This is a genomic window from Streptomyces sp. NPDC050147 (genome assembly GCF_040660195.1).
GTDB lineage: Bacteria > Actinomycetota > Actinomycetes > Streptomycetales > Streptomycetaceae > Streptomyces.
This window is the reverse complement of sequence record NZ_JBFALJ010000005.1, coordinates 169,734-183,783: the sequence shown is the minus strand read 5'-3', so window position 1 is coordinate 183,783 and position 14,050 is coordinate 169,734. Positions and strand designations below refer to the sequence as shown.

Annotated in this window: 13 protein-coding genes and 1 tRNA gene; 4 read left to right on the top strand and 10 right to left on the bottom strand. The window is 70.9% G+C overall.

What is annotated here, in order from left to right:
• Positions 1-103: 103 nt before the first annotated feature.
• Positions 104-3,382 carry a S41 family peptidase gene (locus AB0I94_RS11055; RefSeq protein WP_363309189.1) on the top strand — a complete coding sequence of 1,093 codons (3,279 nt, stop codon included), beginning with the start codon at positions 104-106 and terminating at the stop codon, positions 3,380-3,382.
• A 130-nt stretch (positions 3,383-3,512) separates the two neighbouring features.
• Positions 3,513-3,719, top strand: coding sequence for a hypothetical protein (locus tag AB0I94_RS11050; RefSeq protein WP_363309188.1), 207 nt, complete (start codon positions 3,513-3,515; stop codon positions 3,717-3,719).
• 73 nt (positions 3,720-3,792) lie between these two features.
• Here AB0I94_RS11050 and AB0I94_RS11045 read toward each other — a convergent pair whose 3' ends face one another.
• The 3 genes from AB0I94_RS11045 to AB0I94_RS11035 are packed head-to-tail and all read right to left on the bottom strand — an operon-like array spanning position 3,793 to position 7,243.
• Complete coding sequence (locus AB0I94_RS11045; protein WP_363309187.1) at positions 3,793-4,686, bottom strand: SDR family oxidoreductase; 894 nt, start codon at positions 4,684-4,686, stop codon at positions 3,793-3,795.
• Positions 4,683-5,651, bottom strand: coding sequence for an alpha/beta hydrolase (locus AB0I94_RS11040; RefSeq protein WP_363309186.1), 969 nt, complete (start codon positions 5,649-5,651; stop codon positions 4,683-4,685). The genes AB0I94_RS11045 and AB0I94_RS11040 overlap by 4 nt, the downstream gene beginning before the upstream one ends.
• Positions 5,648-7,243, bottom strand: coding sequence for an NAD(P)/FAD-dependent oxidoreductase (locus AB0I94_RS11035; RefSeq protein ID WP_363309185.1), 1,596 nt, complete (start codon positions 7,241-7,243; stop codon positions 5,648-5,650). The genes AB0I94_RS11040 and AB0I94_RS11035 overlap by 4 nt, the downstream gene beginning before the upstream one ends.
• Before the next feature lie 177 nt (positions 7,244-7,420).
• On the opposite strand from AB0I94_RS11035, the gene AB0I94_RS11030 reads away from it, so the two are divergent.
• Positions 7,421-8,044, top strand: a complete 624-nt coding sequence (locus AB0I94_RS11030) for a MerR family transcriptional regulator (protein WP_363309326.1) — start codon at positions 7,421-7,423, stop codon at positions 8,042-8,044.
• Between the two features lie 28 nt (positions 8,045-8,072).
• On the opposite strand, the gene AB0I94_RS11025 is transcribed toward AB0I94_RS11030, so the two are convergent.
• The gene (locus AB0I94_RS11025) at positions 8,073-9,143 is read right to left on the bottom strand and encodes a DUF6528 family protein (protein WP_363309184.1); all 1,071 of its coding nucleotides are present in this window, start codon (positions 9,141-9,143) and stop codon (positions 8,073-8,075) included.
• 84 nt (positions 9,144-9,227) lie between these two features.
• Complete coding sequence (locus AB0I94_RS11020) at positions 9,228-10,028, bottom strand: exodeoxyribonuclease III (protein ID WP_363309183.1); 801 nt, start codon at positions 10,026-10,028, stop codon at positions 9,228-9,230.
• 120 nt (positions 10,029-10,148) lie between these two features.
• Here AB0I94_RS11020 and AB0I94_RS11015 point away from each other — a divergent pair, with 120 nt between their 5' ends.
• The gene (locus AB0I94_RS11015) at positions 10,149-10,628 is read left to right on the top strand and encodes a GNAT family N-acetyltransferase (protein ID WP_363309325.1); all 480 of its coding nucleotides are present in this window, start codon (positions 10,149-10,151) and stop codon (positions 10,626-10,628) included.
• Positions 10,629-10,703: 75 nt separating this feature from the next.
• On the opposite strand, the gene AB0I94_RS11010 is transcribed toward AB0I94_RS11015, so the two are convergent.
• The 5 genes from AB0I94_RS11010 to moaC all read right to left on the bottom strand — a co-directional run bounded on the left by AB0I94_RS11010 (position 10,704) and on the right by moaC (position 14,025).
• Positions 10,704-10,777 (bottom strand) — tRNA-Ala (locus AB0I94_RS11010).
• Between the two features lie 78 nt (positions 10,778-10,855).
• A complete protein-coding gene (gene glpR, locus AB0I94_RS11005) occupies positions 10,856-12,187 on the bottom strand; it encodes a gephyrin-like molybdotransferase receptor GlpR (protein WP_363309182.1) in 1,332 nt (443 codons plus the stop codon).
• Between the two features lie 196 nt (positions 12,188-12,383).
• Entirely contained in the window at positions 12,384-13,007 is a 624-nt protein-coding gene (locus AB0I94_RS11000; protein ID WP_363309324.1) for a GNAT family protein, read from the bottom strand.
• Positions 13,004-13,537, bottom strand: a complete 534-nt coding sequence (locus tag AB0I94_RS10995; protein ID WP_363309181.1) for a MogA/MoaB family molybdenum cofactor biosynthesis protein — start codon at positions 13,535-13,537, stop codon at positions 13,004-13,006. Before AB0I94_RS10995 ends, AB0I94_RS11000 begins: the two co-directional genes overlap by 4 nt.
• Positions 13,534-14,025 (bottom strand): cyclic pyranopterin monophosphate synthase MoaC, encoded by a 492-nt coding sequence (moaC, locus tag AB0I94_RS10990; protein WP_363309180.1) that lies wholly within the window; start codon positions 14,023-14,025, stop codon positions 13,534-13,536. The genes AB0I94_RS10995 and moaC overlap by 4 nt, the downstream gene beginning before the upstream one ends.
• Positions 14,026-14,050 lie beyond the last annotated feature (25 nt).

The following is a 14,050-nucleotide window of genomic DNA, read 5'->3' as shown; positions in this document are numbered from 1 at the left end:
GTGCTGCATCACGCGGCGCGTCAGCACCTGTTCGACCCCATGTACGAGTCATTGACCTCATGTACGAGTTGCCGGGGCCTGCGCACCGGAAAAGCATGGTGAAGTGACCGACGCGCGCGATGAAGCCCATGCTGACCACGCCTACCTGCGATTTCCGCACCTCAGCGGCGACCGCCTCTGTTTCGCGGCCGAGGACGATCTCTGGGTGGCACCGCTGAGCCCGGACAGCGCACCCGCGGGCCGGGCCTGGCGGGTGACCGTCGACCGGACCAAGGTGAGCCATCCGCGCTTCTCGCCGGACGGCCGCCACATCGCGTTCACGACATGGCGCAGCCTCGACCCGGAGATCCATCTCGCCCCGGTCGACGGCGGCCCGGCCCGGCGCCTCACCTACTGGGGCAGCACGGACACCCGGGTCTGCGGCTGGTCCCCCGACGGCGACATCCTCGCCGTCTCCTCGCACGGCCAGCCCTTCTCGTACTTCTGCTGGGCCTACAGCGTGCCGACCGACGGCTCACCCGGCGGCAAGCTGCCCTGGGGCCCTGTGTACGACATCGCGGTCAACGACATCGACGGCGAACGCAAGACGCTCCTCCTGACCGGGAAGCCGCCGCACGAGCCCGCCGCGTGGAAGCGCTACCGGGGCGGGGCCACGGGCCGCCTGTGGGTGCACGGCGAGCAGATCCTGCCCGACCTCGACGGGCACCTGGACGCCCCGATGTTCGTGGACGGCAGGATCGCCTTCCTCTCCGACCACGAGGGCGTCGGCAACCTCTACTCCTGTCTGCCGGACGGCTCCGACCTGCGACGGCACACCGATCACGACGCCTTCTACGCCCGGCACGCCGCCAGCGACGGCTCGCGCGTCGTCTACCAGTGCGCGGGCGACGTCTGGCTGGTGGACGACCTGTCCGCCGACTCCGAGCCGCGCCGGCTCGACGTGCGCCTGGGCGGGCCGCGTGCCGGACGGCGGATCTATCAGGTGCCGGCCGCGCAGCACCTCGACTCGCTCTCCGTGGACACGACGGGCCGGGCGAGCGCCGTCGTCGTACGCGGCAGCCTGTACTGGCTCACGCACCGGGACGGCCCCGCCCGCACCATCATCGACACCCCGGGCGTTCGCGTCCGGCTCCCGGAGATGCTCGGCAAGGGCGGGCAGGTCGCCTACGTCACCGACGCCGAGGGCGAGGACGCCGTCGAGATCGCCTATCTGCCGCGCGCCAGCGGCGACCGCGCGCCGCGCAGGCTCGCGCAGGGAAAGCTGGGCCGAGTCCTCGAACTGATCTCCGACCCGGAGGGCGAGCGGCTCGCGATCGCCTCGAACGACGGGCGGCTGCTCCTCGTGGATGCCTCCGAGGAGTCCGAGGGCGAGGTCACGGAGCTGATCCGCTCCGTCAACGGCCCGGTGCGGGATCTGGCGTTCTCCCCGGACGGGGCGTGGCTGACCTGGTCCCATCCCGGCATCGGCCGGTCGCTGCGCCACATCAAGATGGCCCGCATCGAAGGGCCGGGCCGCCGCATCATCGTGGACGTCACCAACGGCCGCTTCGAGGACGAGAATCCGGTCTTCACCAGCGACGGCCGCTATCTGGCCTTCCTGTCCTGGCGCGGCTTCGACCCCGTCTACGACGTGCACACCGGCGACCTGTCCTTCCCGCTCGGCTGCCGCCCCTACCTGGTCCCCCTGTCGTCGGCGACCCCGTCCCCCTTCGCGCTCTCCCCCGACGGCCGCCCGGCGGCGGGCGGGCTCGACCCGGCCGACGGCCTCTCGCCGGCCGGGTCGGCCCTCGTGGAGGTCGAGGGCCTGGAGAGCAGGGTGACGCCGTTCCCGGTCTCGGCGTCCAAGTACTCGGCGCTCAAACCCGTCAGCGGCGGCGGTCTCGTCTGGTTGCGCTGGCCGATCTCGGGCGCGCTCGGCGAGACGTTCGTCAATCCCTCGGACACCTCAGGGCGCCCCACCCTGGAGTACTTCGACATCACCAAGGGGAAGAAGTCCGAACTGGTCGGCAACCTCGACTGGTTCGCGCTCAGCGGCGACGGCACGCGGCTCGTGGTGGTCGACGATGACGAGCTGCGCGCGGTCCCCTCGACGGAGTCCGGCGACAGCGACACGATCGTCTGGATCGATCTGCGCCGCATCCTGCACGAGGTCGACCCGGCCGCCGAGTGGCGCCAGGCCTACGACGAGGCGGGCCGCCTCATCCGGGCCTACTTCTGGGAGCCGCACATGTGCGGCATCGACTGGCCCGCGATCCTGGACCAGTACCGGCCGCTGGTGGAACGGGTCGCGTCCCCCGACGAGTTCGCGGACCTGCTCCGCGAGGTCCTGGGCGAGCTCGGCACGTCACATGCGTACGTCTCCGCCGCCCGCCGCAACGAAGGGCCGCCGCACTATCAGCGGGCGATGGGCCTGCTGGGCGCCAACCTGGTCTGCCGGGACGGCCATTGGATGATCAAACGGATTCTGCCCGGCGACTCCTCCGACTCCAAGGCGCGCTCGCCGCTCGCGGGCGCGGGCATCCGCGAGGGCGCGATCCTCACGCACATCGACGGCCGCCCGGTGGACCCGGTGGCGGGCCCCTTCCCGCTGCTCTCGGCGGCGGGCGGCACGACGGTGGAGCTGACGTTCCAGCCGGCGGAGAAGGAGGGCAGGCCGCGGAGGGTGGCGATCGTCCCCCTCATCAACGAACGCCCCCTGCGCTACCAGGACTGGGTGGCCAAACGGCGTGACGTCGTCCGGGAGTTGAGCGGGGGCAAGTGCGGCTACCTGCACATCCCCGACATGGGCGGTTCCGGGTGGGCGCAGTTCAACCGGGACCTGCGCCTGGAGGTCTCCCGCCCGGCCCTGATCGTGGACGTGCGCGGCAACGCGGGCGGGCACATCAGCGAGCTGGTGGTGGAGAAGCTGACGCGGAAGATCCTGGGCTGGGACCTGACACGGAACGCCGAGCCGGTGTCGTACGCGTCGAACGCGCCCCGAGGCCCCGTGGTGGCCCTGGCCGACGAGGCGACATCATCCGACGGCGACATGATCACGGCGGCCTTCAAACTCCTCGGCCTCGGCCCCGTGGTGGGCCAGCGCACGTGGGGCGGCGTGGTGGGGATGACCGGGCGGCACGTCCTCGGTGACGGGACGGTCATCACGGTGCCGATGAACGCGGGGTGGTTCGACGAGTACGGCTGGTCCGTGGAGAACCACGGCGTGGCCCCTGACCTGGAGGTGCTGCGGACGCCGCTGGACTGGGCGGAGGGGCGGCACGCGCAGCTCGACGACGCGGTGCGGGTGGCGCTGGACCTCCTGGAACAGCAGTCGGCGGCTGAGCCGCCGGGCATGGACGACGTGCCGGACAGGCGGCGGCCGAAGCTGCCGCCGCGGGGGTAGCGCGGCCTCCCTCACGTGACCCGTCACTTCCCGTCACGTCACTTCCCGTAACTGATCGAAATGCGAGGTATATACCTCCATGCAAGTCTGGTCGAGGCCCCTCCAACCTCACCCCTAGGAGTGAACCCGCATGGGCATCAAGGACCAGTTCCAGGACAAGGCGAACGACCTCGCCGGCAAGGCGAAGGACGCGATGGGCGACAAGAAGGACGAGGCGGGCGAGCGCGCCTCGCAGGGCAGGGACGAGGCGAGCGAGCGCAGCTCACAGGGCAGGGACGAGGCCCAGAAGGCCGCGCAGGAGCAGCAGGACAAGTTCAACCAGGACTACGACGCCTGACGCGGCGCCGAGCTTTGGCTGTTTTGACGGTGAGGCCCACCCGGGGTGCCGGGTGGGCCTCACCATTGCCTGACTACCGCGCGGTACGGGCCTGTTCGTCACGGGCCTGTTCGTCGGCGGAGCCCCCCGCCCCCACGAGCCCCGTGGAGACCGACCCCAGCCGGGGTTCGAACCGCCGCATCTCTCGCTGGCCGACCGAGCCGATGACGCCGGGCAGGTAGCCCCTGATGCCCTGCATCCCCCGCAGCCACCACTGCGCGTACACGTGGCTCGACCGGCGCTCGATCCCGGCCACGATCCGGTCGACGGCCGGACCCAGCGGGTACGTCTTGCCGGCCGGCCACGGCAGGCGCTGCCGCAACTCCCGCATCACGTCGTCCTGATCCGCGCCCCGCACCATGTCCGTGTCCGTCCAGGACAGGTAGCCGACGCCCACCTTCACGCCCTTGTAGCCGACCTCGGCCCGCAGACAGTGCGCGTACGCCTCGACGCCCGACTTCGACGCGCAGTACGCCGTCATCATCGGCGCCGGCGTGATCGCCGCCAGCGAGGCGATCTGGAGGAGATAGCCCCGGCTCTCCATCAGGACGGGCAGGAACGCCCGCCCCGTCACCGCGCTGCCGATGAGGTTGACCTCGATCACCCGGCGCCACGCGTCGGGGTCGGACTCGACGAACGGCCCTCCGTTGGCGACGCCCGCGTTGGCGACGACGATGTCGACCTTCCCGAACCGCTCCTTGACCTCCTGGGCGACCCGGGCCATCGCGGCGTGATCCGTGACGTCCGCGTGCCAGGCCTCCGCCTCGGTGTGCAGCCGCCCCGCCACCTGCTTCAGTTCGTCCGGCTCCAGGCCGATCAGCGCGAGCTTCGCACCCCGCGCCGAGAGCTTGCGCGCGAGCAGCTCCCCCACTCCCCGCGCCGCCCCGGTGACGACCGCGACCTGACCCTCCAGGCTGACCTTGCTCATGCGCTGCTCCCCTCAAGCCCGTGCACCTGCTGCTCGTTCGCCCGTACGTACTTCTTCACGAGGCCCCTGATCCCCGCGGTGACCGCCTCCGGCGCCTCGACCGGCGTCATGTGCCCGATACCGGGAAGCTCGGTGAGACCGAGCGAGTCCGGCAGCATCCCCGCGAGTCGCCGCGCGTGCGCGATGGGCGTCATCCGGTCGCAGGTGCCCGCGATGACCGCGGTGGGCACGTTCAGTTCCAGTACGCCCGTGTCGAGTGCGACCTCGTCAAGCACGTGCGACCAGCGGTAGCGCACCACCCGCGGGCATCCGTGCACGATCCGCGCGCACACCTCGACCCGTTCCGGGGGCGAACCGGCGCCCATCGTGGCGTACTTGAGGAGCCGGCGGGCCATCGGCGTCACGGGCCCGAGCGGCGCCTTGGCCCCGAGCACCGACCGCGTCAGCCGTGTCCGCAGCCACCCGGCCCGCATCGGCACCACGGTCGACTCGGCGACGAGCCGCGCGCTGCCCGTGCTGCACAGCAGAGCGGCGGCCGCGTGTTCCCGCAGCGCCGGACGCGTACTCGCGGCCATGATCGTCATGCCGCCCATGGAGTGCCCGGCGAGCACGGCCCGTTCCCCCGGCGCGAGAGTCGCCGCGAGCACCGCCTCCAGGTCGTCGGCGAGGGCGGTGGTGCTGTACCCCTCGACCCCGTCCGGCGCGGCACTGCGCCCGTGTCCCCGCTGGTCGTACACGATCACCCGGTGGTCGACGGCGAGGTCACGTATCTGCGCCGCCCAGAAGGCGGTCGAACAGGTCCACCCGTGCGCGAGCACCACCGCGGGCGCGCCCTCGGGGCCGTGCACCTCGGCGTGCAGCCGCGCGCCGTCCGCCGACACGACGGTCAGCTCCCGCGCCGCGGCGGGCGGCGCCGCGGCGGGCGGCGCGAACGGACCGCTCGTCACATGCGTCAGCCTGCTCATGCCCCTGCCTCGACCTTCTTCTCCGTACGGGGCTTCAGCGGCGCGCCCACGTCCGTCCTCGGCGGTCGCACCACCTCGTACTCGGCGAGATCGACCCGGCGCGTGGCGCCCCGGAACTCGCTCGTCGTGCCCGGCCAGATCGTCGTGTTCACGCCGTTCTCGTCGAGGTACCAGCTGTTGCAGCCGCCCGTGTTCCACACGGTGCGCTTCATGCGCTCCTGCACCTTGACGTTCCAGGCGTCCACGGCACTCGCCCGCGCGGCGAGCGCGGCCCGGTCGCCGCGTCCGGGGGGAGCCAGCAGCGTCAACTGCCGCATGTAGTCGGCGAGATAGTTCAGCTGGGACTCGATCATCAGGATCATCGAGGAGTTGCCGAGGCCGGTGTTCGGTCCGATGACCGTCATGAAGTTGGGGAAGCCCGCCGCGGTCGCGCCGCGCAGCGACTTCATCCCGTCCTTCCAGGTCTCCATCATCGTCACGCCGTCGGGACCCACCACACGGTTGGCGATCGGCATGTCCGTCACGTGGAATCCCGTGCCGAAGATGATCGCGTCGACCTCGGTCTCGGTGCCGTCCGCGGCGACGACGGTGTTGCCGCGCACCTCGCTGAGCCCACTGGCGACGACGTCGACATTGGGCTGCGCGAGCGCCGGGTAGTAGGTGTTGGAGAGCAGGATCCGCTTGCAGCCGATGCGGTACGAGGGTGTCAGCTTGGCCCGCAGCGACCGGTCCTTGATGGCACGGGCGATGTTCCGCTTGGCGAGCTGCTCGACCGCGCCGAGCTCGTTCGGCCGCTTGGTGAACGCCTGGACCTGCAACTCCCGGATGCCCCACAGGATGCCGCGCCGGGCCTGCGTGGTGAACGGCAGCTGACGGTGCAGCCAGCGCTCGGCCTTGCTGATGGCGCGGTCCATGCGCGGCATCACCCAGGGCGGGGTGCGCTGGAAGAGGGTCAGCCTGCCGACCTCGCGCTGGATGGCGGGCACGATCTGGATGGCGGAGGCACCGGTGCCGATCATCGCGACGCGCTTGCCGCGCAGGTCGTAGTCGTGGTCCCAGCGCGCGGAGTGGAAGACCTTGCCCTCGAAGGTGTCGAGGCCGGGGATGTCCGGGAGCTTGGGGTCGGAGAGCGGGCCGGTGGCGGAGACGACGACATCCGCGGTGAGCGTGCCGTTGCTGGTCTCGACCTCCCACCACAGCTCCTCCGCGTCCCAGCGCAGCTGCGTGACCTCGGTGTTCAGGCGGATGTGCGAGCGCAGGCGGAAGGTGTCGGCGACCTGCTCCAGGTACTCCTGGATCTTCTCCTGGCCGGAGAAGGTGCGCGGCCAGTCGGGGTTGGGCGCGAAGGAGAACGAGTACAGATGCGAGGGAACGTCGCACGCACAGCCCGGATAGCTGTTGTCCCGCCAGGTGCCGCCCACGGCGTCGGCCCGCTCCAGGACGACGAAGTCGGTGATGCCTTCGCGGCGCAGCCGGACCGCGGCACCGAGCCCGCCGAACCCCGACCCGATCACCGCCACCCGCACATGCTCGCGGGCGCGCCCCTTCTCACACCCCTGCTCGCGCTCCTGCTGGCGCTCGTCCTCGGTCATGCCGCCGCCTCCCGAACTGCTTCACGACTCTGCCAGTGTCCACTGGCGCAATTGGGAGAGTAGAACAGCCGCGTACTGATGGGTAGGGGTCTGGCGCCTTGAGTTACCGCCGGTAGAACACCCGCGCGATCCGGCACCGCATAGGCTGCTGCCGTGGCAGAGACACGCGAGTACCGCATGGAGGAGCTGGCCAAGGCGGCCGGCATCACGGTGCGCACCGTGCGCTTCTACCGTGAGCGCGGCCTGATCCCACCGCCCCGCCGCGAGGGCCGCATCGCCTGGTACGACGACCATCACCTGGCCAGACTCCGCACGATCGCCGCCCTCCTGGAGCGCGGACACACCCTGAGCGGCATCGCGGAACTCGCGGAGGCCTTCGAGAACGGCCGCGACGTCGGCGAACTCCTGGGCATCGGCGCACCCACCGAGGAGACCCCGGTCCGCCTCACCCCCGAGGAACTGGCCGACCACTTCGCGGGCGAGGTCACCCCCGAGAACCTCGCCGCGGCCCTGGACCTCGGCTACCTGGGCACGGACGGCGAGGAGATCGTCCACGTGAGCCGCCGCCTCCTGGACGTCTCATCGGCCCTGGTCCGCGAAGGCATCCCCCTGGCGGCGGTCCTGGAGGCGGGCCAGCGCGTACGCGAACACGCGGACGCACTGGCCGAGTTGTTCATCACGGTCATCCGCACCCATACACCCGACGAAGCGGGCACCGTCAGCATCGACCGCCTGCGCCCACTGGCGAAGAGCGTGGTGGAGGCGGAACTGTCGATGGCCTTGGACCGCCGTTTGAAGTAGACGGCCCGCCCGGACCTCCGAGCACTCCCTACCTCGGCAAGAACCAACGCGCCTTGTAAATCCCGCCGTTGACCAACTCATACTCCCCGGCAGGCCGATGGACACTCACCTTCGTGGTCCACCAGCTCTCCTCGAGCCCACCCTCCGGCACGGTGGAGATGACCTGCCCCGTACCCGGATCATCGCCGACCCCCTTCACCGACTTCCGGGAGATCTCCCCGGCCCCGGCGAAGTCCCGCACGAAGACCTCACCCCGGATGTCGTACTGGAAGACGGCCGCGTTCGTCGTCACCCACAGCCGCCCGGCCCGCCCGGCCACGGGGAAGAGGTCGTGGCCGCCGGGGGTCCTGCCCGGCGTACCGACCGGCAGCCCGATCGAGAACCGCCGCGTCAGCGTGGGCCGTGCCCGCGTGCCACCCACGGCATACGTCACCAACTCATCGTCCCCTATGGCCCACAGGACCTCGCGCTCACCGTCCCAGTGCAGCCCGTGCGCACCCTTCAGTTCCGCCTCGGCGAACCGCGAGGCGCGCGGCCCCTGTGACGCCGCGTACAGCCTGACCAGCGCACCCGTGCTGCACGCCACCGCCACGTTGCCGTCCGGCAGGATTTCGGCACTGTGCGGATTGAAGAGGTCGTCGCCCGGTCCGATCGCCGCGCCCCAGTAGCGCTTGCCCGAGGGGTGGTCGACGACGGCGACGAAGCCGAAGGAGGCGGTGGTCAGGACGTACGTACGCTTCTTGTGTCTGCGCACCTTCGACTCGCTCGGATACACCCAGCTGTCCTCCGGCCGGAGGTCCTTGTACCCCGAGTGCTCCAGGGGCGAGAACGCCCACCGCACGACGGACGGATTCTCCTCGGGGTCCCAGACCCTGCGCCTCGGGTCGAGCACGAGGATCCGCCGGGTCGCCTGCTCCGTGAGCAGCACGGGCGGCGTACCCCGAGGAATCCCTCCGTCGGCTCCGCCCGCTCCGGCCGCCACGGCGGGTGACACGCCCACGGCGGGTGACGCGGCCACCACCGGCAGCCCCGCCCCGACCCCCGCACCCAGAGCACCGAGCAGCACACCCCGACGAGACGGACTCGACTTACCGGACATGAAGTCTCCCCACACGGCTGGCAGTTGAGGCAGTCGAGTCATTGTCAGGTACGCGCTCGCAACATGCCATGGCGCCGCGCGGCATCACATGTCGTAGACCACCGTGACGGGTGCGTGGTCCGACCACCGCTGCTCATGACTGGCCGCCCGCTCCACGAAAGCCTTGACCGCGCGCTCCGCGAGGCCCGGCGTCGCCACGTGGTAGTCAATGCGCCAACCCGTGTCATTGTCGAAGGCGCGCCCTCGGTAGGACCACCAGGAGTAGGGGCCCTCGACGTCGGGGTGCAGCGCCCGCACCACATCGACGTATCCGGCGTCCCCCTCGAAGACCTCACTGAGCCAGGCACGCTCCTCGGGCAGGAACCCCGAGTTCTTCTTGTTGCCCTTCCAGTTCTTGAGGTCGGCCTCCTGGTGCGCGATGTTCCAGTCGCCGCAGACCACGACCTGCCGCCCCTCGGCGGCCGCCCGCTGCTTGAGGCCCTTCAAGTAGACGAGGAACTCGCCCATGAAGCGGACCTTCTCGTCCTGCCGCTCCGTGCCGACCTCGCCCGAGGGCAGATACAGGCTCGCGACCGTGACGCCGGGCAGATCGGCCTCGACGTAACGCCCGCTGCCGTCGAACTCCTGCGACCCGAATCCGACCTGTACGCGATCGGGCTCACGGCGCGTATAGAGGGAGACGCCCGCCCGCCCCTTGGCGGCGGCCGGCGCGTGCACGACGTGCCAGCCCTCGGGCCCGCGCACCTCGTCCGGCAGCTGCTGAGGCTCGGCCCGCACCTCCTGGAGGCAGAGCACGTCGGCCGAGGTGTCCGCGAGCCACTCGACGAAGCCCTTCTTCGCGGCGGCGCGCAGCCCGTTCACATTCACACTGGTCACTTGGAGCATCCGGGAACGATACCGGCACACTAAATGGATGCCCGCACCCCACTAATGGATACCCACACCCCACCGCATAGAAGTACGATGATTCGCATGAGTATCCAGTCACTGTCGCAGCGGACCTTCATCGAGCTGCGCCCCACCCCCTTCGACCACCCCGACGCGGTCATGCTCAACGACCGCGTCCAGCTCGAATACGCGGAGCGGTACGGCGACGAGGGCGACATCACACCCCTCGACCCGGCCATGTTCACCGCCCCGCGCGGTCTGTATCTCCTCGCGTACGACGAGAACGGCACCCCCGTGGCCACCGGCGGCTGGCGCGGCCACGAGAAGAACGACGAGGGGTACGCGGACGGCGACGCCGAGATCAAGCGCATGTACGTCACCCCGGAGGCCCGCGGTCTCGGCCTGGCCCGGCGCATACTCGCGGCCCTGGAGGACGACGCCAGGGCGGCCGGGCGTACGCGCATGGTCCTGGAGACGGGCACGAAGCAGCCGGAGGCCATAGCTCTCTACACCTCTACCGGCTACACCCCGGCCCCCACGAAGTTCGGCCACTACCGCTTCGAGAACTCGAGCCGCTGCTTCGCGAAGCCGCTGTAGTTGCCGGCGCTTCACTTCTGAGGCACAGCAAAGATCCCGCCCAGTTCGATGAACTGGACGGGATCTCATGTGCAGTGGACCTGTGGGGATTTGAACCCCAGACCCCCTCGATGCGAACGAGGTGCGCTACCAGACTGCGCCACAGGCCCTTGCAACGAGTGAAACTCTAGCATCCCGATCCGGGTGCTCGGAAATCCGTTCCTGACCGGTCCCTCGCTGGTCAGGCCTCACTCGTTGGCGGCCCGCGGCCGCTCCCCGTCGTCGTACTGATCGAAGAGGGGCGTGCGCCCGCGTTCCCGGGCCCTGCGCGCGGACGCGGCCCGCCGTGCGTCGCTGCGGCCACCCCCCGCGTCCATACCCTCGGCGCCCTCGCCGCCCTCGGCGGCTTCCGCGTCCTCGGCGTAGTCGGGGTATCCGCTCGCGTCCGCCTCGCCCCGCGCCTCGTCGGCCGTGGGCTCCACGGAACTCGACCGCGCGGAGCTCCAGGCGTCGGGTGCGCCCAAGTCGACGTCGCCGGTGGCCCGCGGGGCGACCGGCGCGGTCACGTATGTCGGCAGGGGCACCGGCACCGGGTCCCAGCTGTCGCCGTGGCCGGGGCGGCGCTGGCGCTCACGCTGCTGGTCCACCCACTCCGCGTGGTCGGTCTGCTCGACCAGGGCGCGGCGGTCGGCGGCGAGTGCGGAGAGCCCGGTCTCCGTCCCGGGGCCCGGTCCTTCCTCCGCTTCGTCGACGACCGCGTCCGCGCCGCCCGGCGTACGCCTGCGCGGCTGACGCTCCCGCAGCCGCTGCGCGGCGACCTCGGCCCTGCGCCGGTCCATGGTGTAGGTGAAGCGGCGCCGCTCCTGGCCCCGCAGATACACGATGTACGCGCTGAGGAGCGCGGCGGGCGCCGCGGGCGCCCAGAGGAACGCGAGCCCTCCGACGGCGGCGACGACCGTGCCGGCGGTGAAGGCGATGAACAGCATCACCGTCGTACGCCGTCGGCGCGCGAGTACCTTCGTGCGCCGGGCGCGCGCGGCGGCTTCCGCCGACGCGGCCCGCCGGGCGGCCGACTGCTGGGGCCGGGCTCCGGACGGGGCCGGGGTCGGGGCCGGGGCCTGTGCCGGAACCGCGGCCGAGGGGTTCACCTGGGCCTTCACGGAGGGCTTCGCCTGGGGCTTCGCCGCGGGCTGCGCCTGGGACCGTGCCGACGGCTGCTGCGTGTGTGACCTCGGCGAGGGCTGCTGCGCCTGGGGTTTGACCGGCGCCTTGCCCTGCGGCTCGGGCCGCTCGTCCTGGCCGCCCTGTCGGTGCGGGGGCGCGACGAAGGCCCGGACGTCCACCGAGCCGGTGGCGTTGTCCGGGTCGCGCGACTCCTCCTCTTCAGGCGAGCGCGCTTGCAGGTCCTTGGCGTACCGGCGCTCCATCCCCGCGCGTCCGGACAGGAGCCGGATGGCGGTGCTGAAGCGTTCCGTCGGACGGGCTTCATTGAGCTCGTCCTGCCTACGGAGCCACATCGGCACCAAGTAGGCGGCCCAGGCCCCGACGATGACTGCGTAGATGAGGCCGCTGCTGCTCACGCCTCACACGGTAGAGGGGTTTGCTTGAGGCCATCTGCCAATTGCGCCGGTGTGTCGCACGATCTGGCTGATATCTCGAACTTTTTTTGTGACTGATGCGATCAACAGGACACCGGGACCGTGAAATTAATGCCTCGGAGGGACCAAGTCGGACCCAGGTGGTCGATCACCGATCAATTTCAAACACTTATTCTATTTACGCGGTGTTCCGGGGGCGTGCCTGGTGCCAGCGCCGCAGCAACCCTTCCGGTACCTCTTCCGCGGTGAGCGCGAAGACAAGGTGGTCACGCCAGGCGCCGTCGATGTGGAGATAACGTGGACGGAGGCCCTCCTCGCGGAATCCGAGTTTCTCCACGACCCTGCGACTCGGCCCGTTCTCGGGGCGAATACAGACCTCGATACGGTGCAGCCCGACCGATCGGAAGCAATGGTCGACCGCGAGAGCGACGGCGGTCGGCATCACGCCGCGGCCCGCGACCGACTGGTCGACCCAGTAGCCGACATGGCCCGAGCACATCGATCCCCAGGTGATTCCGGCGACCGTCAACTGCCCGACGAGCCGCCCCTGGTACTCGATCACGAAGGGCAGCATGCGCCCGGCGTGCGCCTCGGCGCGCAGATGCCGGACCATCTGACGGTACGTCGGGCGGTGCACCACCGGGCCGCTCGGCGTGGGTGGCGGGATGGTCGCCTCCCAGGGGCGCAGCCAGTCCCTGTTGCGCCGGTTGACCTCACGCCAGGGCCGCTGGTCGCGCATCTTTATCGGACGGAGGGCGACATCGCCGTCCGTCAGCTCGACGGGCCAGGAAGGGCTGTTCAGCTCGCACCGCCCGGGGGTACCTCCCAGGCCTTTGGGGCACTGGGGGAGGGTCTGGGATGGTCGCCGCCCCGGAGTTGCTCTACGGCGTGCGTGAGCAAGGGCTCCAGGACGGCGATGCCGTCCCGCACGCCGCCGGTGGAGCCGGGCAGGTTCACGATGAGGGTGCGCCCCGCGACCCCGGCCAGGCCGCGGGAGAGCACGGCCGTGGGGATCTTCGCCCTGCCGTAGGCGCGGATCGCCTCCGGGATGCCCGGCACCTCGTGGTCGATGACGGCGCGGGTCGCCTCGGGGGTGCGGTCGGTGGGCGAGATGCCGGTGCCGCCGGTGGTGAGGATCACGTCGAACCCGGCTTCGGCTCCGGCGCGCAGGGCCTGCTCGACGGGGTCGCCGTCCGGGACGACCTGGGGGCCTTCGACCTCGAAGCCGAGCGCGGACAGCGCCTCGGCGATGATCGGCCCGCCCCGGTCGGCGTAGACCCCGGCGGCCGCGCGGTTGGAGGCCGTGACGACGAGTGCGCGGTACGCGGTCATGCGCCGGCTCCTTCGCGGCTCCAGTCCCCGGACTTGCCGCCGGTCTTCTCCTCGACGCGGACGTCCGTGATGACCGCGCCCTTGTCGACGGCCTTGACCATGTCGATCACCGTGAGGGCGGCGACGCTCACCGCGGTGAGCGCCTCCATCTCCACGCCCGTACGGTCCGTCGTCTTCACCGTGGCGAGGATCTCGACGGCGTCGTCCGCCACGGACAGGTCCAGTTTCACCCCGGAGACGGCCAGCGGGTGGCAGAGCGGGATCAGGTCGGGCGTGCGCTTGGCACCCATGATGCCCGCGATCCGCGCGGTGGCCAGGGCGTCGCCCTTCGGCACGCCTTCCCCGCGCAGCAGCTCGATCACGCGGGGCGAGACCAGGACGCGGCCACTGGCGCGGGCGGTGCGCGCCGTCACGTCCTTCGCGGATACGTCGACCATGCGGGCGGCGCCCGCTTCGTCGATGTGCGTCAGTCGCTGCTCGGTACTCATGTGCTGTGGCGCTCCCGGTCCGGGC

What these genes read in the sequence shown, in the direction of transcription:
- AB0I94_RS11020 (WP_363309183.1), bottom strand. Translation starts at nt 10,028, where the DNA reads ATGCTCCAAGTGACCAGTGTGAATGTGAACGGGCTGCGCGCCGCCGCG.
- AB0I94_RS11040 (WP_363309186.1), bottom strand. Translation starts at nt 5,651, where the DNA reads ATGAGCAGGCTGACGCATGTGACGAGCGGTCCGTTCGCGCCGCCCGCC.
- AB0I94_RS11035 (WP_363309185.1), bottom strand. Translation starts at nt 7,243, where the DNA reads ATGACCGAGGACGAGCGCCAGCAGGAGCGCGAGCAGGGGTGTGAGAAG.
- moaC (WP_363309180.1), bottom strand. Translation starts at nt 14,025, where the DNA reads ATGAGTACCGAGCAGCGACTGACGCACATCGACGAAGCGGGCGCCGCC.
- AB0I94_RS11030 (WP_363309326.1), top strand. Translation starts at nt 7,421, where the DNA reads ATGGAGGAGCTGGCCAAGGCGGCCGGCATCACGGTGCGCACCGTGCGC.
- AB0I94_RS11045 (WP_363309187.1), bottom strand. Translation starts at nt 4,686, where the DNA reads ATGAGCAAGGTCAGCCTGGAGGGTCAGGTCGCGGTCGTCACCGGGGCG.
- AB0I94_RS10995 (WP_363309181.1), bottom strand. Translation starts at nt 13,537, where the DNA reads ATGACCGCGTACCGCGCACTCGTCGTCACGGCCTCCAACCGCGCGGCC.
- AB0I94_RS11025 (WP_363309184.1), bottom strand. Translation starts at nt 9,143, where the DNA reads ATGTCCGGTAAGTCGAGTCCGTCTCGTCGGGGTGTGCTGCTCGGTGCT.
- AB0I94_RS11050 (WP_363309188.1), top strand. Translation starts at nt 3,513, where the DNA reads ATGGGCATCAAGGACCAGTTCCAGGACAAGGCGAACGACCTCGCCGGC.